The organism is Rhizobium sp. S96 (assembly GCF_030382195.1).
In the GTDB taxonomy this organism is placed as follows: domain Bacteria; phylum Pseudomonadota; class Alphaproteobacteria; order Rhizobiales; family Rhizobiaceae; genus Rhizobium.
This window is the reverse complement of sequence record NZ_JAUDRY010000004.1, coordinates 237,894-258,993: the sequence shown is the minus strand read 5'-3', so window position 1 is coordinate 258,993 and position 21,100 is coordinate 237,894. Positions and strand designations below refer to the sequence as shown.

The 21,100-nt window shown below is 59.6% G+C and carries 20 protein-coding genes; 9 read left to right on the top strand and 11 right to left on the bottom strand.

What is annotated here, in order from left to right; all coding sequences use genetic code 11:
• Positions 1–95 precede the first annotated feature (95 nt).
• Positions 96–1,139 carry an aldo/keto reductase gene (locus QTL94_RS06090; RefSeq protein ID WP_289800910.1) on the bottom strand — a complete coding sequence of 348 codons (1,044 nt, stop codon included), beginning with the start codon at positions 1,137–1,139 and terminating at the stop codon, positions 96–98.
• A gap of 206 nt (positions 1,140–1,345) precedes the next feature.
• Here QTL94_RS06090 and fabD point away from each other — a divergent pair, with 206 nt between their 5' ends.
• The 7 genes from fabD (at position 1,346) to gmk (ending at position 7,861) form a co-directional block, all read left to right on the top strand.
• Complete coding sequence (gene fabD, locus QTL94_RS06085; protein WP_289800909.1) at positions 1,346–2,290, top strand: ACP S-malonyltransferase; 945 nt, start codon at positions 1,346–1,348, stop codon at positions 2,288–2,290.
• A 29-nt stretch (positions 2,291–2,319) separates the two neighbouring features.
• The gene (gene fabG, locus QTL94_RS06080) at positions 2,320–3,057 is read left to right on the top strand and encodes a 3-oxoacyl-[acyl-carrier-protein] reductase (RefSeq protein ID WP_113521674.1); all 738 of its coding nucleotides are present in this window, start codon (positions 2,320–2,322) and stop codon (positions 3,055–3,057) included.
• Between the two features lie 291 nt (positions 3,058–3,348).
• Positions 3,349–3,585, top strand: coding sequence for an acyl carrier protein (locus tag QTL94_RS06075; protein WP_003502080.1), 237 nt, complete (start codon positions 3,349–3,351; stop codon positions 3,583–3,585).
• A gap of 94 nt (positions 3,586–3,679) precedes the next feature.
• Positions 3,680–4,942, top strand: a complete 1,263-nt coding sequence (fabF, locus tag QTL94_RS06070) for a beta-ketoacyl-ACP synthase II (protein WP_113521783.1) — start codon at positions 3,680–3,682, stop codon at positions 4,940–4,942.
• Positions 4,943–5,057: 115 nt separating this feature from the next.
• On the top strand, positions 5,058–6,290 hold the full coding sequence (mltG, locus tag QTL94_RS06065) for an endolytic transglycosylase MltG (protein ID WP_289800908.1): 1,233 nt from the start codon (positions 5,058–5,060) through the stop codon (positions 6,288–6,290).
• Between the two features lie 14 nt (positions 6,291–6,304).
• Positions 6,305–7,192, top strand: coding sequence for a YicC/YloC family endoribonuclease (locus tag QTL94_RS06060; RefSeq protein ID WP_289800907.1), 888 nt, complete (start codon positions 6,305–6,307; stop codon positions 7,190–7,192).
• Positions 7,193–7,195: 3 nt separating this feature from the next.
• Complete coding sequence (gene gmk, locus QTL94_RS06055; protein ID WP_289800906.1) at positions 7,196–7,861, top strand: guanylate kinase; 666 nt, start codon at positions 7,196–7,198, stop codon at positions 7,859–7,861.
• A 68-nt stretch (positions 7,862–7,929) separates the two neighbouring features.
• Here gmk and rsmA read toward each other — a convergent pair whose 3' ends face one another.
• From rsmA to QTL94_RS06020, 7 genes are all read right to left on the bottom strand, one after another.
• A complete protein-coding gene (rsmA, locus tag QTL94_RS06050) occupies positions 7,930–8,757 on the bottom strand; it encodes a 16S rRNA (adenine(1518)-N(6)/adenine(1519)-N(6))-dimethyltransferase RsmA (RefSeq protein WP_289800905.1) in 828 nt (275 codons plus the stop codon).
• A complete protein-coding gene (pdxA, locus tag QTL94_RS06045) occupies positions 8,757–9,782 on the bottom strand; it encodes a 4-hydroxythreonine-4-phosphate dehydrogenase PdxA (RefSeq protein WP_289800904.1) in 1,026 nt (341 codons plus the stop codon). The genes rsmA and pdxA overlap by 1 nt, the downstream gene beginning before the upstream one ends.
• A 6-nt stretch (positions 9,783–9,788) precedes the next feature.
• Positions 9,789–10,742, bottom strand: coding sequence for a SurA N-terminal domain-containing protein (locus QTL94_RS06040; RefSeq protein WP_289800903.1), 954 nt, complete (start codon positions 10,740–10,742; stop codon positions 9,789–9,791).
• Between the two features lie 180 nt (positions 10,743–10,922).
• Positions 10,923–13,283 (bottom strand): LPS-assembly protein LptD, encoded by a 2,361-nt coding sequence (locus QTL94_RS06035; protein ID WP_289800902.1) that lies wholly within the window; start codon positions 13,281–13,283, stop codon positions 10,923–10,925.
• On the bottom strand, positions 13,283–14,371 hold the full coding sequence (gene lptG, locus QTL94_RS06030) for an LPS export ABC transporter permease LptG (protein ID WP_289800901.1): 1,089 nt from the start codon (positions 14,369–14,371) through the stop codon (positions 13,283–13,285). Before lptG ends, QTL94_RS06035 begins: the two co-directional genes overlap by 1 nt.
• Positions 14,368–15,546, bottom strand: coding sequence for an LptF/LptG family permease (locus tag QTL94_RS06025; protein ID WP_065690040.1), 1,179 nt, complete (start codon positions 15,544–15,546; stop codon positions 14,368–14,370). The genes lptG and QTL94_RS06025 overlap by 4 nt, the downstream gene beginning before the upstream one ends.
• Before the next feature lie 101 nt (positions 15,547–15,647).
• Positions 15,648–16,415 (bottom strand): phosphatase PAP2 family protein, encoded by a 768-nt coding sequence (locus tag QTL94_RS06020; RefSeq protein WP_502944106.1) that lies wholly within the window; start codon positions 16,413–16,415, stop codon positions 15,648–15,650.
• 171 nt (positions 16,416–16,586) lie between these two features.
• Between QTL94_RS06020 and QTL94_RS06015 the strand changes: the two genes are divergently transcribed.
• Together QTL94_RS06015 and QTL94_RS06010 are read left to right on the top strand one after the other, a co-directional pair.
• The gene (locus tag QTL94_RS06015; protein ID WP_289800900.1) at positions 16,587–18,086 is read left to right on the top strand and encodes a leucyl aminopeptidase; all 1,500 of its coding nucleotides are present in this window, start codon (positions 16,587–16,589) and stop codon (positions 18,084–18,086) included.
• Entirely contained in the window at positions 18,083–18,532 is a 450-nt protein-coding gene (locus QTL94_RS06010; RefSeq protein WP_289800899.1) for a DNA polymerase III subunit chi, read from the top strand. The genes QTL94_RS06015 and QTL94_RS06010 overlap by 4 nt, the downstream gene beginning before the upstream one ends.
• Before the next feature lies 1 nt (position 18,533).
• Here the strand turns inward: QTL94_RS06010 and QTL94_RS06005 are convergent, their stop codons facing one another.
• From QTL94_RS06005 to QTL94_RS05995, 3 genes are all read right to left on the bottom strand, one after another.
• Positions 18,534–19,079 (bottom strand): GrpB family protein, encoded by a 546-nt coding sequence (locus QTL94_RS06005; RefSeq protein WP_289800898.1) that lies wholly within the window; start codon positions 19,077–19,079, stop codon positions 18,534–18,536.
• 60 nt (positions 19,080–19,139) lie between these two features.
• Positions 19,140–20,066, bottom strand: a complete 927-nt coding sequence (locus QTL94_RS06000) for a Gfo/Idh/MocA family protein (protein WP_065690044.1) — start codon at positions 20,064–20,066, stop codon at positions 19,140–19,142.
• Between the two features lie 96 nt (positions 20,067–20,162).
• The gene (locus tag QTL94_RS05995) at positions 20,163–20,993 is read right to left on the bottom strand and encodes a polysaccharide deacetylase family protein (RefSeq protein WP_065690045.1); all 831 of its coding nucleotides are present in this window, start codon (positions 20,991–20,993) and stop codon (positions 20,163–20,165) included.
• Positions 20,994–21,100: the final 107 nt, after the last annotated feature.

Below are 21,100 nucleotides of genomic sequence, written 5' to 3'. Positions count from 1 at the left end.
AGCGGCAAATTGCAGTGGAAGATGCGGCAGCAAAACCTGCCGTTGTGTCCGAGAAGCCCGGCCTCCCTCGTTGGGGGAGGCCGGGAATCAATTGCTTAGATCGGCATCGGATACTGCCGATGGACCTTTTCGATCTCGTCCAGCACGTCGTGCGAGAGCTTGAGATTGATGGAGCCGATATCGGTCTCGAGCTGCTTCATGGTTGTCGCGCCGATGATGACCGATGCCATGAAACGACGCGTGAGGCAGTAGGCAAGCGCCATCGCTGACGGGTCGAGGCCGTGTCTGGCCGCGATATCGAGATACGCCTTTGTCGGCGCCTCCTGCAGCGGCTGAAGACGGCCGCCGATATCGCTGTTGATCGCGCCGCGCGAACCCTCAGGCGTGGCGCCCCCAACATATTTGCCACTCAGGATGCCGCCGGCGAGAGGCGAATAGGCGAGCAGCCCCACATCTTCGTGATGCGAAAGCTCGGCCATGTCGAGATCGTAGTGGCGGTAAAGCAGGTTGTATTCGTTCTGGACGCTGGCAACTCGCGGCAGGCCGAGCTTTTCGGCCAGCGTCAGATACTTCTGCGTACCCCAGGTCGTCTCGTTGGAAAGACCGATCGCGCGGACCTTGCCTTCCTTCACCAGCTCGCCCATCGTTTCCAGGATGTCGGTGATGTTGGCGATTGCCTTGGCGGTGTCCTGCTTGAAGGGGTCGTAGTGCCAGGCCTGGCGGAAGTGGAAATGACCACGGCTCGGCCAGTGGATCTGGTAGAGGTCGATATAATCGGTCCTGAGCCGCTTCAGGCTTGCCTCGATCGCCAGGCGAATGTTCTTGGCATCCGCACCATCACCGCCGCGAATGTAGGAGCGGCCCGGTCCCGCGACCTTAGTCGCAAGCACGATATCCTTGCGCTTGTCGGTCTTCTCGAACCAGCTGCCGATGTAGTCCTCCGTCAGCCCCTGCGTCTCGGGAGAAACAGGCGTCGTGGGGTAGAGTTCGGCGGTGTCGAAGAAGTTCACGCCCTTTTCGACTGAATAGTCCATTTGCGCGTGCGCTTCGGCCTCAGTGTTCTGCGTGCCCCATGTCATGGTGCCGAGGCAGATTTCGGAGACCGAAATATCGGTACGGCCAAGTTTCTTGTATTTCATCTGGGAACCTTGAAGGTGATCTGAAAATGAATGGGTCTGGAAGGACGGCGCGAATTTAGGCCGGAATTGAGCGAGCGCAAGAGGGAGCCTCCAGCTTTCTCGCAGCCGCGAAAGCCTTGGAACGCAGGCTTGGAGTACTTGACTCTCCGGGAAAGAATGTCAATTGGAGGCGAAATAACCAGAGGTCCATATAAAAAGGACATAGGATGAGCATCGCTTTCACATTCCCGGGCCAGGGCAGCCAGGCCGTCGGCATGGGCAAGGAACTTGCCGAAAATTTCGCTGAGGCACGCGCCGTTTTCCAGGAAGTCGACGAGGCCCTGGGTGAGAAGCTTTCCGAGACCATGTTCAACGGTCCGGAAGAAACCCTGACGCTGACCGCGAACGCGCAGCCGGCACTGATGGCCGTTTCCATGGCGGTCATTCGTATCCTGGAAGCCAAGGGCCTCGATCTCAAGGCCAAGGTCTCCTACGTCGCCGGTCATTCGCTTGGCGAATATTCCGCGCTCTGTGCCGCCGGCACCTTTTCGCTCGCTGATACGGCGCGTCTTCTGCGCATCCGTGGAAACGCCATGCAGGCCGCCGTGCCGGTTGGCGTCGGCGCCATGGCTGCCATCATCGGGCTCGAGCATGCAGATGTGGTTGCGGTTTGCGCCGAAGCATCTGCTGCCGGCTCCTGCCAGATTGCCAACGACAACGGTGGCGGGCAGATCGTCATCTCCGGCGAAAAGGTTGCTGTCGAAAAGGCCGCCGCGCTCGCGACTGAAAAGGGTGCCAAGCGCGCCATCCTGCTGCCGGTATCCGCACCATTCCATTCGACGTTGATGGCGCCTGCGGCAGACGCGATGCGCGAAGCGCTCGCCGGCGTGGCAAAGTCGAACCCGGTCGTTCCTGTGATCGCCAACGTGCGTGCAGCACCGGTCACGGACGCCAACGAAATCGCAGCACTTCTCGTCGAGCAGGTCACCGGCCAGGTTCGCTGGCGCGAAACCGTTGAGTGGTTTGCTGCAAATGGCGTGGCGACGCTCTACGAGATCGGCTCCGGCAAGGTTCTGACCGGTCTCGCACGTCGCATCGACAAGACCGTCAACGGCATTTCGGTCAACACCGCAGCGGATATTGACGCTGCTGTTGCCGCTCTCATGGCCTGATTGATTTAACGATTACAAGGAACACTTCCATGCTCGATCTTTCCGGCCGCAAGGCTCTCGTTACCGGCGCATCCGGCGGCATTGGTGAAGAAATTGCACGCATCCTGCACAAGCAGGGTGCCATCGTCGGCCTTCATGGCACTCGCGTTGAGAAGCTCGAAGCGCTGGCCAACGAGCTCGGCGATCGCGTCAAGATCTTCCCGGCAAACCTTGCCGACCGCGACGAAGTCAAGGCGCTCGGCGTCAAGGCAGAGGCCGATCTCGAAGGTGTCGACATTCTCGTCAACAACGCCGGCATCACCAAGGATGGCCTCTTCGTACGCATGAGCGACGAGGACTGGGATAACGTCATCGAAGTGAACCTGACGTCGATGTTCCGTCTGACGCGCGAGCTGACGCATCCGATGATGCGCCGCCGCTATGGCCGTATCATCAACATCACCTCGATCGTCGGCGTCACCGGCAATCCGGGCCAGGCCAACTACTGCGCCTCCAAGGCCGGCATGATCGGCTTCACCAAGTCGCTGGCGCAGGAGATCGCGACGCGCAACGTCACCGTAAACTGTGTTGCTCCCGGCTTCATCGAATCCGCGATGACTGGAAAGCTCAACGACAAGCAAAAAGAAACGATCATGGGCGCGATCCCGATGAAGCGCATGGGCACCGGTGCCGAAGTGGCATCTGCGGTCGCTTATCTCGCCTCGTCGGAAGCGGCGTACATGACGGGCCAGACTTTGCATGTAAACGGCGGCATGGCCATGATCTGAAACGGGAAACTGCCCTTGGGGCATGTTTTCCCCGCAATAGCGTGTTGACCAACCCGGCGGGGTTGATTTTCTGGCTTTGCGGCAGACTTAAACCGTGTTAAGCGGGCCATGACTGTGAACAGTCTCCCGAGAAAGCAGACGGACCGGCCGGCTTTTGTGCAAGCCTGGGACATCTCTGGTAGCCGGGTTACAACGAGTTTGCCGATGGTCGCCCCCGGGCACCGCAGGCTGAAACAGGGTAGGGTGCCATAAAGGCTCTCTGATCAGGATTATAAGGTCGAGGAAACCGACATGAGCGATATCGCAGAACGCGTAAAGAAAATTGTTATTGATCATCTTGGCGTCGATGCCGACAAGGTTGTCGAAGGCGCAAGCTTCATCGACGATCTGGGCGCTGACTCGCTCGACACCGTCGAACTGGTCATGGCGTTCGAAGAAGAATTCGGCGTTGAAATTCCTGATGACGCTGCGGACTCGATCCTGACGGTCGGCGACGCTGTCAAGTTCATCGAAAAGGCACAGGCTTAATCCTGAGCAATTGAGAAAGGGCGGACCCGGAGTCCGCCCTTTTTGTTTTACGCATGGTTCTCCATAGAACACAAAAGGCGGGGGAATGCAGTCGATGAGACGGGTCGTTATCACTGGTACCGGCATGGTATCACCCTTGGGATGCGGAACAGAAGTGACGTGGGCCCGTTTGCTTGCGGGCCAGAACGGCGCCCGACTGGTCACTGAATTCGAAGTCGAAGACCTCGCAGCCAAGATTGCTTGCCGCATTCCTGTTGGTGATGGCACGGACGGCACATTCAATGCCGACGACTGGATGGAGCCCAAGGAACAGCGCAAGGTTGATCCTTTCATCATTTACGGCATGGCCGCTGCCGACATGGCATTGAACGATGCCAACTGGCATCCTGAGACGGACGAGGACCAGATCTCGACCGGCGTCCTGATCGGTTCCGGCATCGGCGGTATCGAAGGTATTGTCGAAGCAGGCTATACGCTGCGCGACAAGGGACCTCGCCGCATTTCGCCCTTCTTCATTCCCGGGCGCCTGATCAATCTCGTTTCCGGCCAGGTCTCGATCCGCCACAAGCTGCGCGGCCCGAACCACTCCGTCGTCACCGCCTGCTCGACCGGCGCGCACGCCATCGGCGATGCCGCCCGCCTGATCGCTTTCGGCGACGCGGACGTCATGGTCGCCGGCGGCACGGAATCGCCTGTCAGCCGCATCTCGCTTGCGGGCTTTGCCGCCTGCAAGGCTCTGTCGACCCAGCACAACGACAATCCGACGAAGGCTTCGCGTCCTTACGACAAGGACCGTGACGGTTTTGTCATGGGCGAGGGCGCCGGCATCGTCGTTCTCGAAGAGCTGGAACATGCCAAGGCGCGTGGTGCCAGGATCTATGCCGAAGTCGTCGGTTACGGTCTCTCGGGCGATGCCTATCACATCACGGCGCCGTCTGAAGACGGCGAGGGCGCCGGCCGCTGCATGGCCGCCGCGCTGAAGCGTGCGGGCCTGACCCCGGCTGATGTCGACTACATCAATGCGCATGGTACCTCCACCATGGCGGACACGATCGAACTTGGCGCCGTCGAGCGTCTGGTCGGCAATGCGGCCTCGAAGATCTCGATGTCCTCGACCAAGTCCGCCACGGGTCACCTTCTCGGTGCCGCTGGCGCGATCGAGGCGATCTTCGCAACGCTTGCCATCCGCGATAACATTGCGCCGCCGACGCTCAATCTCGACAATCCCGAGCGTGAGACGGCGATCGACCTTGTGCCGCACAAGGCGCGCCAGCGCGAAATCAACGTGGCCCTGTCGAATTCCTTCGGATTCGGCGGTACCAATGCATCGCTGGTGCTTCGCCGCTACGTAGCTTGAGCTCAAGCTCGACGCTCCTGACGGGCAAGGCAGCGCGACATCGGGCTGCCTACCTGCATTTTGCCGTATTGCTTCGCGAGAAGCGGGACTTGGGGCCTAGTTAAGAGGATTGCCGGTGAGCGATACCAACCAGACCAACGACACGATTGGCCAACAAAGCCAGCAGTCGCAGGGCGGGCCGATCATTCCCAAATCGCCCACGGAAGCCCTGCGTCCCGAGCGCGTTCCCGAGCCGCCGCGACGCTCGAAGAAGGCACGCAGCCAGGTCGTCATTTTCCTGAACTTCCTGATGACGCTCGTCGTGCTCGGCTGCGCCGCAGCCGTCGTCGTCTTCTACTACGCGATCTCGGCCTACCAGGAGCCGGGTCCGCTGGAAGCGAACACGAATTTCATCGTTCGAAATGGCGCAGGCATAACCGAGATCGCCTCCAACCTCGAGCGCAACAACATCGTCTCCGATGCCCGTGTCTTCCGTTATCTGACGGCAACACACCTCGATGAGGGCGAAAGCCTCAAGGCAGGCGAATACGAGATCAAGGCGCATGCGTCCATGAACGATATCATGGAACTGCTTAAGTCCGGTAAGTCGATTCTCTATTCCGTCTCGTTCCCTGAAGGTCTGAGCGTTCGGCAGATGTTCAACCGGATGAACGAGGACGCCGTTCTCGAAGGCGACCTGCCTGCCACCCTTCCGGCCGAAGGCAGCCTGCGTCCCGACACCTACAAATTCTCGCGCGGCACGAAGCGTGCGGAGATCATCGAGCAGATGGCTGCCGCCCAGCAAAAACTGGTCGAGCAGGTCTGGGACAAGCGCGATCCGGCGCTGCAGCTGAAGTCCAAGGAAGAACTGGTGACGCTCGCCTCGATCGTCGAGAAGGAAACCGGTGTTCCGGACGAACGAGCACACGTTGCATCCGTATTTCTCAACCGTTTGGCAAAGGGTATGCGGCTGCAGTCTGATCCGACGATCATCTACGGATTGTTCGGCGGTGACGGCAAGCCGACCGACAGGCCGATCTACCAGTCCGATCTGAAGAAGGACACACCTTACAACACCTACGTGATCAAGGGCCTGCCGCCGACGCCGATTGCCAATCCGGGCCGTGACGCGCTTGAGGCTGTTGCCAATCCGTGGAAGACACAGGATCTCTACTTCGTCGCCGATGGGTCCGGCGGGCATGTCTTCGCCGCGACGCTCGAGGAGCATAATGCCAACGTCAAGCGCTGGCGCAAGCTCGAGGCAGACAAGGGCGCAGATCCGAACATCGCGGTCGATGGCCAGCCCGACGCCGCGGCGGCTGCCGACACGCCTGCGGCACCTACCCAGAAGAAAAAGAAAACGAACTGATTTCGGAGGCACGCATGGCTTTGCAGTCCATGACCGGTTTTGCGCGGCGTGAGGGCACCAGCGGCCGCTGGCGCTGGGCATGGGAGCTGCGTTCCGTCAACGGCAAGGGACTGGATGTTCGGCTGCGTTTGCCGCCCGGTCTGGAGCGGATGGAAAACGACGTCCGCCGGATCGCAGGCGAACACTTCAGCCGCGGCAACATGCAGGTGTCATTGTCGGTTTCTGCCGGCGAAAACCGCTTTGAAACGGTGCTGAACCAGGAGGCGCTGGCTGCCGTTCTTGCTCTGCGTGATCAGCTCGGCGGCATCATCGACCCCGTGCCTCTGCAGCTCGATACGCTGCTGTCCATCAAGGGCATTATCGAATTTCGTGAGACGGAAGATAGCGAAGAGGCAATCGCTGCCCGTGACGCCGAGATTACCGCAGGGCTCTCAGCCGCGTTGTCCGATCTGCGCTCCATGCGCGAAGTCGAGGGTAAGGCGTTGTCGCGCATTCTGCTGGACCACGTCTCTACGATCGAAGGCCTGACGCTGGCGATCGAGCGCGATCCTTCGAGATCGCCCCGCGAGATCGCAGCCCGGCTTTCCGCACAGGTCGCCATGCTGATGGACGGTGCTGGAAAGTTCGACGAGGATAGGCTGTACGCCGAGGCGGCGCTGCTTGCGACAAAGGCCGACTTGCGCGAAGAGGTTGATCGCCTGAACGCACATGTGGCGGCAGCCCGCGAGCTGCTCGCCAAGGGTGGTCCGGTCGGGCGAAAGCTCGATTTCCTTGCACAGGAATTTAACCGCGAATCGAATACGATCTGCTCCAAATCGAATGCATCGGCGGTCACCGCTGCCGGTATCGAGCTGAAGGTGGTCATCGACCAGTTTCGCGAGCAGGTTCAGAATTTGGAGTGAGCCATGAGCCCGGCACAGTTGAATAAGCCTGCCACGATCGCCCGCCGCGGGTTGATGCTTGTCCTTTCCTCTCCGTCAGGTGCCGGAAAGTCGACGATTGCCGGCAATCTGCTGCGAGATGATCACAGCCTTGAGATCTCCGTCAGTGTTACGACGAGAGCAAAGCGCCCGAGCGAAATCGCCGGAAAGCACTATCATTTCATAACGGTGCCGCAGTTCGAGAGAATGCGCGACGCGGGCGATCTGCTGGAATGGGCCGAAGTGCACGGCAATTTCTACGGCACGCCGCGCGAACCTGTTGAAGCCGCAATGGCCGAAGGTCGCGACATGCTGTTCGACATCGACTGGCAGGGCGCCCTGCAGCTTCAGGAGAAGATGAAGGCGGATATCGTCTCGATTTTCGTGCTGCCGCCGACCATGACGGAACTCCAGTCACGTCTGCATCGCCGCGCCGAGGATTCTGAGGAAGTTATCCGCACGCGCCTGCTGAACTCCCGAGCCGAGATCGAGCGCTGGCGCGAATACGATTACGTCATCGTCAACGACGATCTCGACGAAGCGTTCCGCAATGTCAGCTGCATCGTCAATGCCGAGCGCGTCCGTCGCGATCGACGTCACGGCCTGTTCGATTTCGTCAACGGTCTTCTGACGGAAGAGCCCAAGCTCTGATCTGTGCGCTGAATGCCTGAACGCCGTGGGCGAGAGTCCGCGGCGATGAGGTCGTCAGTCAGGTTTTCCTAGAGGCAGTTTGCCAGCCGTACGAACTCTTCGACGGACAGGGTCTCCGCGCGCCGGGAAGAATCGATCTCAGCCTTAGCCAGAAGCGTTTCTCCACCGAGCGATTTGAGGCTCTGCCTCAGCATCTTGCGGCGCTGGCCGAAGGCTGCATGTGTCACCTTCTCCAGATTGGAGACGGAGCAGGGGATAGGATGCTCCTTCGGCGTCAGATGCACCACGGTGGACGTTACCTTGGGCGGAGGCGTGAATGCCTGCGGTGATATGTCGAACGCCATGCTTGCGTTCGTACGCCAGCCGCAGAGCACACCTAGGCGACCATAGTGGTCGTCGTCATTCTCCGCGACGATGCGTTGTCCGACTTCCTTCTGGAACATCAGCGTCAGCGATTGCCAGAACGGTGGCCATTGCTTTGGCAGCAGCCAGTTGACGAGCAGCTGCGTTCCGACGTTGTAGGGCAGGTTCGCTATGATCTTGACCGGTCGTCCGTCGGCAAGCGCCTCGAAGTCCGTCTTCAGGGCATCGCCTTCGATAACCTCGAGACGTCCGGGATAGTGAGCCTCGATCTCCGCAAGGGCGGGCAGGCAGCGAGCGTCGCGTTCGACGGCAATGACCTTCTTGGCGCCGAGCGCAAGGATGGCGCGAGTCAATCCACCCGGGCCAGGGCCGACCTCGAAAACAGTCACGTCCTCAAGCGAGCCAGCTGCGCGCGCAACTTTCTGCGTCAGGTTCAGATCAAGCAGGAAGTTCTGGCCAAGCGCCTTGCGGGCGTCGAGCCCGTGGCGCTGAATGACGTCGCGGAGCGGCGGCAGTCCATCGAGAGCTGCCATCAGCGAGCGCCGGCGGCCGTGCGGCCGAGATGTGCGGCAAGCTTCATGGCTGCAACGAGGCTGGTTTCCCTGGCGACGCCCTTGCCGGCGATGCCGAACGCAGTGCCGTGGTCCGGCGAAGTCCGCACGAAGGGCAGTCCCAGCGTGACATTCACCGAATCGTCGAAGCCGAGTGCCTTCGCCGGGATGAGCGCCTGGTCGTGATACATGCAGATCGCGACGTCATACCGTGCGCGCGCCTCGTCATGGAACATCGTATCCGCCGGCAAGGGGCCGATCGCGTCGACGCCTTCCGATCTCAGGAACTGGATGGCGGGGAGAATGATCGACTCATCCTCCTTGCCGATCGCGCCGTTCTCCCCCGCATGCGGGTTCAGGCCGGCGACCGCAAGGCGTGGCCTCTCGATGCCGAATCGTTTCTGCAAGTCGTTATTGGCGATGCGGCAGGTTTCGATGATCAGTTCAGTAGTAAGTGCCTGGGGCACGTCCTTGATTGGAATGTGAATTGTCACCGGTATCGCCCGGAGCTTCGGCCCGGCAAGCATCATGACTGGGGTGACTGGAAGCCCCGTAGCCCGCGCTGCCAGATCGGCAAGAAATTCCGTGTGTCCCGGAAAACGGAACCCGGCTTCATAGAGAACGGCCTTGGAAATCGGGTTGGTAACGACACCGAGCGCCTCGCCGGCGATCGTCAGCGAGACCGCTGTCTCGATCGCAGCAATGGTGCCCTTGGCGGTGGCAACATGCGGTTCGCCCGGTGCAACCTCGACACCTGCCGCGATGGGCAGAACGGGGAGGGCATCGGCAAATAGCGCGGCCGCTCCGGCGCAATCGGTTTCGCGAATGGCGACGGTCAGATCCAGCAGCCGTGCGCGGGTGGCCAGCACGTTGGGGTCGCCGATGAAGACAAACGGCGGAAGACCAAGCTCCCGCCGCTGACGCCAGGCCATGAGGGTTATGTCAGGGCCGATCCCGGCGGGATCGCCCTGGCTAAGCGCAAGCGGGCGGGAAAAAGGATTGGTCATGATGGCTCAGGGACGCAGGATCTGCGCCTTCTTGCGCAGTTCTTCGAGATACTTCGTCGCGTTGGCATTTTCCGGAGGGGCTTCCTTGCCCGACTTTGCCTTGTCGAGGTCTTCTTCGCGGAATACCATCTCGGCGGCCTGGTCGTCGGAAACCTGACGCTGGCTGCAGATGGCAAGGTATTCTACACCCTTGTCCGTAACCCGGGTTGCCGTCGTATTACCCTTGGCCTGCTCGATAAGCGGCTTCCACTCCGGCGGAAGCTCAGGAGCGAGGATACGTCCGAGGTCACGCACGGAGACGTCACGCATGGTGGCTGCAAAAACCTTGGCTTGGTCGCATCCGGGATACTTCGAGCGTGACGCTTCGGCTTCGCCCTTACGCTTGCCAACAATGCCCTTCTTGTTCGCCGGCACGACGAAGATCATCTGCTGAAGAATATACTCGGTGGTTTCCGGCTTCTGCTTGTTGTTCTGCATCATCCGGGCAACGAGGTCGGCATTCGACATCTTGCTGCTGTTGCCATAGCGAGCGTTGACCAGACGAGGCCAGCTCATCTGCACGGCAATGAAAGCCTTGAAATGGGCGACGCCGACACCTGCCTGCTCGAGGATCTGCGTCATCTGAGCTGTTGTGAGCTTGTTGCCGGTGGCGAAGCGCGCAAACGAGGCATCGACATCGTCTTTGGAGACCGACATGCGCACGCGCGAGATTTCCTGCTGCTTCAGGGTCTGTTCGACCAGCTGATCTTCAGCGGATTTTGCATCGGCCTTCTGATGCTGCAGGCGAAGGAAGGCTTGGCGCTTGGCAACGTCACCGCTGGTAATTGCCGTACCATTGACGACCACGCGGACCTCACTGGCGGCAAAAGCCGTCCCGGTCTGCGGCACGACCAAGCTCGTCAGCAGCGCCAAGGCCATGCCGGCGAGCATCGTTGTTACGGTTTTCCTGGCGCCAATCATCTATCGACCCTTCCCATTGACGCCGCACGTTCGTATTGCGGCGCTCCTAATTTATCAAGACAAACGGGCATTGCTGCTCTCGGAGCGTTCAGCGTATGCCTCAGATGTCGACCGGCCACAATGTCCTGCACAGCCATACGGCGAAAGAAAGGCTCCTTTCTTCCGCCGCTGTCGAGGCTCTTAGTTGTTGTAGATGTTCTTGTTGGGATCCGTGACGTCGCCGATGTTGAGATCGCCGAGCGTACGGAAGGTCAACCTCGCGCCAATCGTCCAGTCGCTGGCCGACTCGTCGCTGACGTCTCGCTTGTCCGAGTAGGCGATCGTGAAGATCGTGCATTCGTCTTCGTAAGACAGTCCGACCATCTTTCTGCTCACGACGTTGTTGTTCAAGTCATAAGCGATGCCACCGAAGATCGACCAGTAGTCCTTGAACTTGACCGTTGCCTTCGTCTGGATTTCGTCGTTGTCCGAATTGAAGCCATACTCAGGCTGCGCAGACACGTGCGTATAGAGCAGCTGGCTCTGGAACGCGTCGGTCTGGAAGCCGGCCGTCAGGTCGCCACGACGCAATTCCAGATCGTCGCGGTCCAGGCGATAGGACGCAGCAAAGGCAAAGCCCTGCGGCGTCTCGATGCCACCGAGACCTACATAGTCGGAGACGCTGTCCTGGAGGCCAGAATTCGCGCCGACATTGACGAGGTCTGGGCTAGCAAACGAGTTGTCGCCGGCGAGCTGATAGGACTGGCCGAAGATGCCGTGCAGCTTGTAGCCGTTATCGAACGTACCGGTGTACTGGAAGCCGACATTGGCCCGCGTACCGCCTTCGATGCGGTCATAGCCGGAAAACTTGTCGCGTTCGAAAAGGTTGGTCGCATCGAACACGAAGCTTTGCGAATCCTCGTTCGGCAACCCACCTGCCAGCTGTTCGTTCGGTCGTGCATAGATCTGCATGATCGGTTCGAACACGTGCGTACTGTTGTCTGTCGTTGCAAGGATCGGATAGCGCATCTCCAATCCAGCGGTGAACATCGAGCGCGTAGCGCTGTTGTTGTTGTCGTAATCGCCGTCGTAGGTGAAGCCCTGCGTGTTTGAATTTGGATTATCCATATTCAAGGCAAAGGCATCGCCGCGAGCCGCCAGAAGCGGCGTGATCAGAACGCCGGCCGGCGTCACGAACGTACGCTTCCACTGCAGCTCACCGGTCAGTCGAGACGTCTGTCCCTGGAGACCACGGAACCGATCGAAGCCGTCCACTTCATAGAAGTCGTCGTGCGTTCGCGAAATATTCGTGAAGTTGACGTCGGCGGAAAGCTCGCCTCCGGCAAGCGGCTGCGGCGCCACGAAGTGATAGTCCATCACCGGATAGACGATCGCCTGCTGCTTTTCAGCCGTGTTGGACGGATCGGCGTCCTGAACGTCGTAGTAGAACGAGCGCAGATCGAAGTAGTTTCGCTTTCCAAGACCGGTCAAATAGACTTGGTTGGTGTGCGTGCTCTGGTTCAGACCCTTGAGTTCGTAGGTGCGCGCGAAGTTGTTGTCGCTCTGCAGCATGACATCCCAACCGAACGTCCACCGCGGATTGATCTTGAACTGAGCCTGCGAGGCCACGAGGCCACGGAAATCCTTCTCCGCATCGCTTGTGCCCGGCGTGAACTGCTCGGGGCTCATCTGGTCGATCCCGGCCATGCGCAATGTATGCGTGCCGTTTTCGAAACGCTGGCGGAATTCGGCGTCGAGCAGGAAGCCCTGGGTCGTATAGCCGGTTCCGGTCACCGTTGCGTCCATGCTGGGCGAAATGACGTAGTAATAGGGAACCGACAGGCCGAAGCCGAGATTCTGTGACGTGCTGAAGCTCGGGAAGAGGAAGCCGGACTTCCGCTTCACCGTATTGTCGGGAACTTCCAGCCACGGAACATAGGCGATCGGATGCCCCAGAAGCTCGAAGCGAGCCTTCTCGAGGCGAATCGTGTGCTTTTCGCCGTTCTGAATGACGCGCTCCGCCTTCACCTGCCAGAATGGCGGCTTTTGCGGGTTTTCGGCGCAAGGCAAACAGGCCGTGTAGACGCCCTTGTGCAGGATCATCTGCGTGCCGGCGACGCGTTCGCCGCTCTCGGCAACCAGACGCGTGTTATCGGCCGTCTCGATTCGCAACGAATTGATGAATCCGTTCGCGAAGTCATCGGTCACATCCAGCTTGTCGGCATACATGCGATTGCCGTCGGGGCTGATGAGCTCGACATTGCCGAGCGCCATCAACCGGCCGGTCTTCTGATTATACTCGACGCGCTGCGAGACCATCTTGTAGCCGGCGTAGTTGATCTGCACGCCGCCTACCGCAGAAACAATCTCTGCGTCTCTGTTATAAATGAGCTCGTTAGCCGAAAGCAGCATTTTCGCTTCTTTCGGAATGTTGGGCTTTACGCTTTGTATAGCGTCCTGTGCGAATGCAATTGGGATGCCGCCTGGAAAGCTGCACAGGGCTACGCCTGCCAACAGGGCAACCAGCTGCTTACTGAAACTCTTGCGGTCGCCTGCCGCCACTAGCCGTCCTCCTGATGAAGCAGAATTGTTGCACCCAAAGCCAAGGCAACGGTGACCGGAATCCACGTTGCCACGAAAGGCGGGACAACCCCACTGCTTCCGAATGCTTTTACAAGCACGGTGACCACATAAAGCACGAAGCCCGAAAGGATTCCACCTAGAATCACAGACCTCGATTGGTTGAACCGGCTAAATTTTAGGGACACTGTTGCAGCAATGAGAGTCATCGCCACGAGCAACAGCGGTTGAGACAACAATGAGTGAAACTGGGTTTCGAGCGCCTTGGTCGGAATCCCGAAGGATTTCGCTGCTCGAATACGGTTTGGTAGATCAAAAAATGCAATAGTTTCAGGGGCTGTAAGCCTCTGTTGCACGAAGTCCTGTTTCAAATTGGTGCGGACTCGTACCTCGTCCTTACGGGCAGCGATCTCGCCGGGGCGACGCTCCACAACCGTCTTAAGAAGCCAGTAACCATTCTTCAACTTTGCCGATGCCGCATCCTGTCTCAGAATGATGTGGCCGGTCGAATCAAAGTGTATCAGGACGGCATCGACGAGCAGGGTGCCGTCTTCCAGAACCTTGTGCGCACCGATGACAACGTCGTCCTGGCCACTGATCTGGCGGATCCATGGAACCTGCGGGACGGTGTTGCTCGAGCCCGTATCCCCGCGCCAATTGCTTTCCACAAGCGCGGCCTGACGCTGTCCCCATGCCGCGAGTGGATTGAGAGCGGCCATCACCAGCAGGCCGAGCAGGAAAGCGCCACCAACGAATGGCGACATGAACTGCCAGACCGAAATGCCAGCTGCTCGCGTCACCACAAGCTCGTATTTGCGGTTAAGGCCAATCAGCACGGTCATGCCGACGAACAGGGCGACGAAGGGAACCGTCTGCTGCAGGATGAGCGGCAGACGCACAGCCGTCATCAGTAGGCCGCCGGTCACGGTGTAGCCCGGCAGATTCGACATGCGCCCGGCTGTTTCACTGAAATCGACCATGAAGACGATCCCGGTCACACCGAGAAAGAACCAGATGGTCGTCGTGAGGTAGCGGCGGAAGAAGTAGCGCCCGAGCGTTCCGAAAATCATGCGCCGCCTCCCGTCGATGGTCCAGCGGAGTTGGGGAAGCGTTGGCGTAGCTTGCCCCATAGCGCGGCAGTCCGGTCGCTGATTGCAGCCAGAAGCGAAAGCCGCTTGTGGCTCGCCAGCGAAATGATAGCGAGCAGGCTGACCACGGCAGGGATCGCATAGAGAATACCGATATAGACCGGCTTCGTGTCGATCTGGTTGGCTGCGTAGAACGTTGCCCAGCGCAAGGCAAAGGCGAGAATCAACGCGGAAACCATCGGATGTAGTCGCGCCTCGCGGTGCGATCGCGCATCACCCGCGATGGCCAGCGATACCAGTGTGAAAACCATCGGCAGGAGCCAGTCGGTCAGGCGCCGGTGCAATTCGGCGACATAGCTTCCCGGTCGCGCGATGTAGTCCTTGTCGGTGGTATCTGGATTGAACAGGAACGGCAGTTCGCGGTCGGACGCGCGCAGGGTCGCCTGACCACGGTTCTGCGTCAGGTCGGATAGGTCGAACGAATAGGAATCGAATCGAATGACCGAGACTTCGCCATTCGGCGTTTTCCGGTGCACTTCGCCATCATGCATGATCAGCGAGGTGCCTTTTTCGTCAACGGCGCCCTCGCGCGCATAATAGATTAGCTCAAAGGAAGGGTCGCGTTCGTCCACCACGAACAGCCCCTTCAAGACGCGCCCGGCGAGGCGCTCCGAAATCTGGACGTAAAGGCCGGAATCGATGCGGCGGAAATTCTTCTCTTCGATGACGCTGGACAGCAGATCCGCGTATGCGGCTGCGATCATCTGGCGCGCGCCCGTTTTCGCTTTCGGCTCAACCACATTGTCGACCAGGAAGGAGAAAACGCTGATGACAGCCGCCAGGATAAGAATCGGTCGGAGAATCACACTCCGCTTGGCGCCGGCCGCGTCGATCACAGCAAGCTCCGAGTCGTTGTTCATCGTCGTCAGCGTTTGCGTGACGCCAATGACGAGGGCGAACGGCAGGACGACGGGAATGATAGACGGCAGGATCAGCGTTGCGAGCTTCGCGAACGAACCCATCGACTGGCCGCTATCCGTCACCAGGTTGACGCGCTGCAGCACCTGAGTCGTCCATATGATCGCTAGCACAGGCAACAAGGCCACCAGAAACATCTGGCCGACGCGCCGCAATATATATGTTTCAAGCAGTTTCATGCACGCCCTTGAACGCTGTTTGCGAAGTGATGCCGCTCCGCAGCGAAAACCATCTACGCTCTTTGGTTCGCATTTGCGACAAGGGGACGTCGAAAATTCATTCAAATTTCAGATTTTTTTTCGACCTGTGGCGAATCGGCTAGCGCGAACAGACCCGCGAAAATGACGAGCGATGAAAGCCAGCCGAGAACGACATCCGAAAGATAGTGCGCGCCAAAGGCAAGGCGCATCGCCGGCGCCAGAAGCGAGATCGCGGCAAGGGGCAGGAAGACGGCCACCCGAAAGGGTGGGCGCACAAGGATGATTAGACAGAGCAACCAGCCAGCAGCGGCAGCCTCACCTGACACGAAGGAACAGTTGGAAACGCATTTGCCGGCCATTGATCCAGCGCGGACGAAGTCGAGAGCGCCGCCGAAATCCAATGTCGCCAGCGGCCGCGGCCGCCCCCAATGCTCCTTGAGTAAGCCGTTCACGAGTAATATCGGCCCAACGATAAGGGAACCGAGCGCGATCTTCAATTCACGAGCGCGCTTGGCATCGAAGGTCATTCCGTACTGGCCATAGCATTCCAGCAGTTTCCATAGCAGTATTGGGGCGACCACATAGGGAAGCCAAAGACAGAACCCCCGAAGCAGCTGTAGGTAGTAGTCTTCCCGATAGGGGAAATGGCCGCAGTTCTGGTTTGGATGAGCGCCAAGGCCACAAACCTCACGAACAAAAAAATGTGCGGAAATCTCGTAGTCGATCTGTGGAAAAAGGCTGAAGATGACAAGGAGGACCCACCACAGCGCCAGAAGCCCAACGAAGATGTCTGTCGCGCGATTGCGTCTGAATGCCTGCGACCTTAATGCTCTCAATGCGTAGTTCAATGCCCGATCCTTGGCGGATGAATTCGGTCGATGAATAACGGCTCGCAATGACACCTGTTTGACGAGAGTTTATGTCTCCCGGGTCGCGAGCCTGATGCAAAGGCTTGTGTCGGGATGTAAAACCCGGAATGAGTGTAGCAGAGGATTTTCAACAATCCCACTGGAGAAGACATGTCAGTAAAGTTCGAGATATCATTCGACAAATCAGCGGATCTCGCTGGTGGCTACGCTATCGTGCTGAAGGCGAGCGACGCGGACCTAGCAGCGGGCGCGCAGGCGGTCGATCCGTCCGGCCAGATTGCAAAAGCCGCCAAGGTTGCCGGGTTCACCGCGAAATCCATGAGTGTTCTCGACATCGTTGCGCCAGCGGATTCCGTCGCCGAACGCATCTTCGCCATCGGCCTCGGCAAGGCGCAGCAATTGACTGCGCATGATTGGTTGAAAGCTGGCGGGACGGCCGCATCGAAGCTTAAGAATGCAACCAAGGTGGCGATATTTGTTGATGCACCGGGCGTCGATGTCGGCGCCTCCGCAGTCGCGGATTTCGCGCTCGGCATGCTCCTGCGCGGCTACAGCTTCGACACCTACAAGACCAAGAAGAACGACGAGGAAAATAACGGCAAGAGCGGTGACGGCGTCGTCAAGGTCAGCATAATCACTGCGAATGCAAGCGAGGCGGCCAAGGCGTTCAAGGTCGCGCAGAGTGTTGCCGATGGCGTCAATCTCGCCCGTGACCTCGTCAACGAGCCACCGAACGTTCTCGGCCCGGTCGAATTTGCAGCAAAGGCCAAGGAGCTCGAAAAGCTCGGTGTCGAGGTTGAAATCCTCACCGAGAAGGAAATGCAGAAGCTTGGCATGGGCGCTCTGCTCGGCGTGGCTCAAGGCTCCGTGCGTCCGCCGCGCCTCGCCATCATGCAATGGAAGGGCGGCAAGAACGGCGAGAGCCCTGTGGCCTTCATCGGCAAGGGCGTCGTGTTCGACACTGGCGGCATCTCCATCAAGCCGGCAGCCGGCATGGAGGACATGAAGGGCGATATGGGTGGCGCGGCTGCGGTCACCGGTCTGATGCATGTGCTGGCCGCACGCAAGGCAGCGGTCAACGTCGTCGGCATCATCGGTCTCGTCGAGAACATGCCTGACGGCAACGCCCAGCGTCCTGGCGACATCGTGACGTCGATGTCCGGCCAGACGATCGAGGTGATCAACACGGATGCCGAAGGCCGCCTCGTGCTCTGCGATGCCCTCTGGTACTGCAACGATCGTTTCAAGCCGAAGTTCATGATCAATCTGGCGACGCTGACCGGCGCGATCATGGTTGCGCTTGGAAGCGTGCACGCCGGCCTGTTTTCGAATGACGACCAGTTGTCGGAACAGCTGACAGCGGCCGGCCTTGCCACCCGCGAGAAGCTGTGGCGCATGCCGCTGGGCAAGGAATACGACAAGATGATCGACAGCAAGTTCGCCGATATGAAGAACACCGGCGGTCGCTATGCAGGATCGATCACCGCCGCGCACTTCCTGAAGCGCTTTGTGCAGGAGACACCCTGGGCGCACCTCGATATCGCCGGCACGGCCATGGGCTCGCCGCAGGATGAGATCAATCAGTCATGGGGATCCGGTTTCGGCGTGCGCCTGCTCGATGAGCTCGTGCGCGCTCACTACGAATCATGACGGAAGTCCTGTTTTACCATCTGACGGAATCCAAGCTGGAGGACGCGCTGCCGCCATTGCTCGACAAGAGTGTCGAGCGTGGCTGGCGCGTTTGCGTCCAGCTCAAGGATGCCGCCCGCCGTGACTTGCTTGATCAGCATCTCTGGACGTTTCGTGAAGACAGCTTCCTGCCGCACGGGACCGACGAAGCCGATCTCGCAGATCAGCAACCGGTTCTTCTCACGGTGACCACGGAAAACAGCAATGCGGCGACGGTGCGCTTCGTGGTCGACGGCGCGGAACCGCCGTCCGTCGATGCCTATCAGCGGATCGTTTTCATGTTCGACGGCTATGATCAGGAGCAGCTTGAAGGCGCCAGGGCGCAGTGGAAGAAGCTGAAAGGCGAGGGGCACACTCTCACCTATTGGCAGCAGACGCCCGAAGGCCGTTGGGAGAAGAAGGCCTAAGCTAGCTCACGCCGGCCTTGACCAGGACGGCGTCGATGAACTCGCCTTTCGCCTTCGTGTAGGCCGCGCGGCTTTCGGCGTGCTCGCCGGCGAGGCCGACTTTGAGCTGCTCGTAGGCGCGGGCAAGTCCGGCATCTTTGCGCAGGGCATCGCGAAAGACGAGCATTCGATTCCAGTTGTTGCCCAGATGCTCGACGATGTGGACGAGGTGGGTGCGACTGTCGCTGGCGTTTCCGCGGCCAAAAATATGATCGTCCGGTACGATGTCGCTACCGGCGTACTCGTAGCCGATCTTTTCCATCGGGCCGATGCAAAGCGGCCCGTCGTCGAAGTGCTTGATGCCAACAAGAATGTCGATGATCGGCTTGGCCTTGATACCAGGAATGGCCGTGCTGCCGACATGCTGGATATCGATCGCCATATCCCCGAGGGCCTCGCGTATTGCGGCGGCTTCGTGGGCGTAGGCACGCTCCCATAGGGCGTTGGGTTCGACCAGTGAAACCTTTGTCTGCTGCAGACCAAGGCCGAAAGATGCATCATCCCGCATGCCGAACCTCCGCGATACCTGTGACCATGTCACCGTATCACGAGGTTCGGCATTTTGGCATCAATCGTGGAAGGCTTCGACGAACTTGCGCTTGCCGAGCATGAAGGCATCGGCGACATGGCGCAGCGGCGCCAGATCGACGTCAGATTCGCCTGCCTTGATGATTTCAGCGAAACGGCGGTAGAGGCTGGGATACTCTTCTTCCGGCGCCGAGAACTTCAGTTCGCCGTTGACGGAAAGCTTGGAGCCGCCCTCCGCGAGAACCATCTGGCCCGCTGCCGTTTCAGCGATAATGTCCCAGCTCTGCTTGCCCGTCTGGCGCCAGTCGAATTCAGCGCGTGCCGGGACGTTGTCGGCGTTCTTGAAGTAGAGGTCAGCCGCAATCGGCGCGTCCCGGTTCTCGGGGAACTCCAGCGTGGCGCTGGTCAGAAAGAGAGCCTTGGGCAGGATATGCGTGACGATCGACAGCGCATTGATACCAGGATCGAAAACGCCGAGGCCGCCGGCCTGCCAGATCCAGTCCTGATTCGGATGCCAGTGGCGAACGTCTTCCTTCCAGATGACGTGCACGCTGTTGATGGTTGTCGATGCGAGGAACGACTTCGCAGCCTCGACGGCAGCGGCGTAGCGCGAATGCCAGCTGGCGAACAGCGAGACGCCCTTGGCAGCCGCGAGGCTTTCCAGGTCCGCAACTTCGCTGAGCGTCGCACCCGGAGGCTTTTCGAGGAAAACATGCTTGCCTGCCGACAGCGCCTTGTGGGCTGCGTCGTAGCGATACTGCGGCGGCATGCAGAGAGACACGGCGTTGATCTCAGGCACGGCTTCCAGCATCGCTTCGATCGTGGTGAAGCTCTGGACACCGTCCACAGTGCCGTGACGGCTTGCCGTCGCGATCAGGTTGAAATCCGGATTCTCGGCGATGGAGGGGAGGTGCTGGTCGCGGACGATCTTGCCGACGCCGACGATGGCGAGGTTGATAGGTGACATGCTTGTGGCTCGCGTTCGGTGTTTCGCTCAAAAGTATGATTTATTTTGAGCCTGTTTTATCAGAAAGAAGCCGGCGGGCAAGCGCCGGCATCCGCATTAGAGCGAAGCGAGTTCCGCAGGTGCTGCAGGCTTCCTGAACTTCAGCGTTACCACCTTGTAGCCTTCCGCTTCGAGCTTCGACAGCAGCGTCGGCAGCATCGTTGCCGTGCGGTTGTGGATGTCGTGCATCAGAATGATACCACGTCCACGCTTGTGCAGAAGGTCCATCGTTCGCTTCGTCACCGCAGCTGGCGAAGTGTTGAAGTAATCCTTGCTGTCGACATCCACGTCCATCACGACCATTTCACGCATCGCAACGGCAGAGCGCAACTTCCTGGTGTCGGCGAGGTAGGGGAAGCGGAAGAAGTTGACGTCGACGCCGGTCGCCTTCGTCACCGCAGCTTCGCCGCGGGTTACCTCGGCCATTGCCGCGTCGAAGCTCAGCGTGGCCAGATCCTGGTGCTTGTAGGTGTGGCTGCCGATCGCATTGCCATCCAGGGCCACCTTGCGCGCAAGCGCCGGGTGCAGTTCGGCCATCTCGCCGACCATCATGAAGGCGCCCTTGACGCCGAATTGGTCGAGCGTCGCAAGCACGCGGTCCGTCCGGCCGGGAATCGGGCCGTCGTCGAAGCTCAGCACCACTTCCTTGTCCTGCAACCGCAGTTCGTGGATCGACGAAATGGTCAGCGTCCGGCCGGCCAGATTGTGCTTGCTGGCACCGCGCGCCGCAGGCGTTGCTGCGTCGCCGTCGGCGGCAGTCTGTTTGCCTTCCGGCGCGACAATCGATGAGGTCTTGATCGTCGTGTCCGGGGCAGGCTGTTTTGCCGTTTGGCAGCCGGCGAGGGCGGCACAGAGAAGGAGGCCGGAATAGATGGTGAAGCGATGCATGAAAGTTGGCTCAACAAATCAGTAATGAATGTTGAAACAACCTTTCGGATTATGGTTAACGATCGGTTTCAATCGCCGGGGAAAGCGTTGACGAATGCCAAATTCGC

Bases quoted from the DNA above. Each gene is read 5' to 3' on its own strand.
- QTL94_RS06090 (WP_289800910.1), bottom strand. From the start codon at position 1,139: ATGAAATACAAGAAACTTGGCCGTACCGATATTTCGGTCTCCGAAATC.
- fabD (WP_289800909.1), top strand. From the start codon at position 1,346: ATGAGCATCGCTTTCACATTCCCGGGCCAGGGCAGCCAGGCCGTCGGC.
- fabG (WP_113521674.1), top strand. From the start codon at position 2,320: ATGCTCGATCTTTCCGGCCGCAAGGCTCTCGTTACCGGCGCATCCGGC.
- QTL94_RS06075 (WP_003502080.1), top strand. From the start codon at position 3,349: ATGAGCGATATCGCAGAACGCGTAAAGAAAATTGTTATTGATCATCTT.
- fabF (WP_113521783.1), top strand. From the start codon at position 3,680: ATGAGACGGGTCGTTATCACTGGTACCGGCATGGTATCACCCTTGGGA.
- QTL94_RS06060 (WP_289800907.1), top strand. From the start codon at position 6,305: ATGGCTTTGCAGTCCATGACCGGTTTTGCGCGGCGTGAGGGCACCAGC.
- gmk (WP_289800906.1), top strand. From the start codon at position 7,196: ATGAGCCCGGCACAGTTGAATAAGCCTGCCACGATCGCCCGCCGCGGG.
- rsmA (WP_289800905.1), bottom strand. From the start codon at position 8,757: ATGGCAGCTCTCGATGGACTGCCGCCGCTCCGCGACGTCATTCAGCGC.
- pdxA (WP_289800904.1), bottom strand. From the start codon at position 9,782: ATGACCAATCCTTTTTCCCGCCCGCTTGCGCTTAGCCAGGGCGATCCC.
- QTL94_RS06040 (WP_289800903.1), bottom strand. From the start codon at position 10,742: ATGATTGGCGCCAGGAAAACCGTAACAACGATGCTCGCCGGCATGGCC.
- lptG (WP_289800901.1), bottom strand. From the start codon at position 14,371: ATGATTTTCGGAACGCTCGGGCGCTACTTCTTCCGCCGCTACCTCACG.
- QTL94_RS06025 (WP_065690040.1), bottom strand. From the start codon at position 15,546: ATGAAACTGCTTGAAACATATATATTGCGGCGCGTCGGCCAGATGTTT.
- QTL94_RS06015 (WP_289800900.1), top strand. From the start codon at position 16,587: ATGTCAGTAAAGTTCGAGATATCATTCGACAAATCAGCGGATCTCGCT.
- QTL94_RS06010 (WP_289800899.1), top strand. From the start codon at position 18,083: ATGACGGAAGTCCTGTTTTACCATCTGACGGAATCCAAGCTGGAGGAC.
- QTL94_RS06005 (WP_289800898.1), bottom strand. From the start codon at position 19,079: ATGCGGGATGATGCATCTTTCGGCCTTGGTCTGCAGCAGACAAAGGTT.
- QTL94_RS06000 (WP_065690044.1), bottom strand. From the start codon at position 20,066: ATGTCACCTATCAACCTCGCCATCGTCGGCGTCGGCAAGATCGTCCGC.
- QTL94_RS05995 (WP_065690045.1), bottom strand. From the start codon at position 20,993: ATGCATCGCTTCACCATCTATTCCGGCCTCCTTCTCTGTGCCGCCCTC.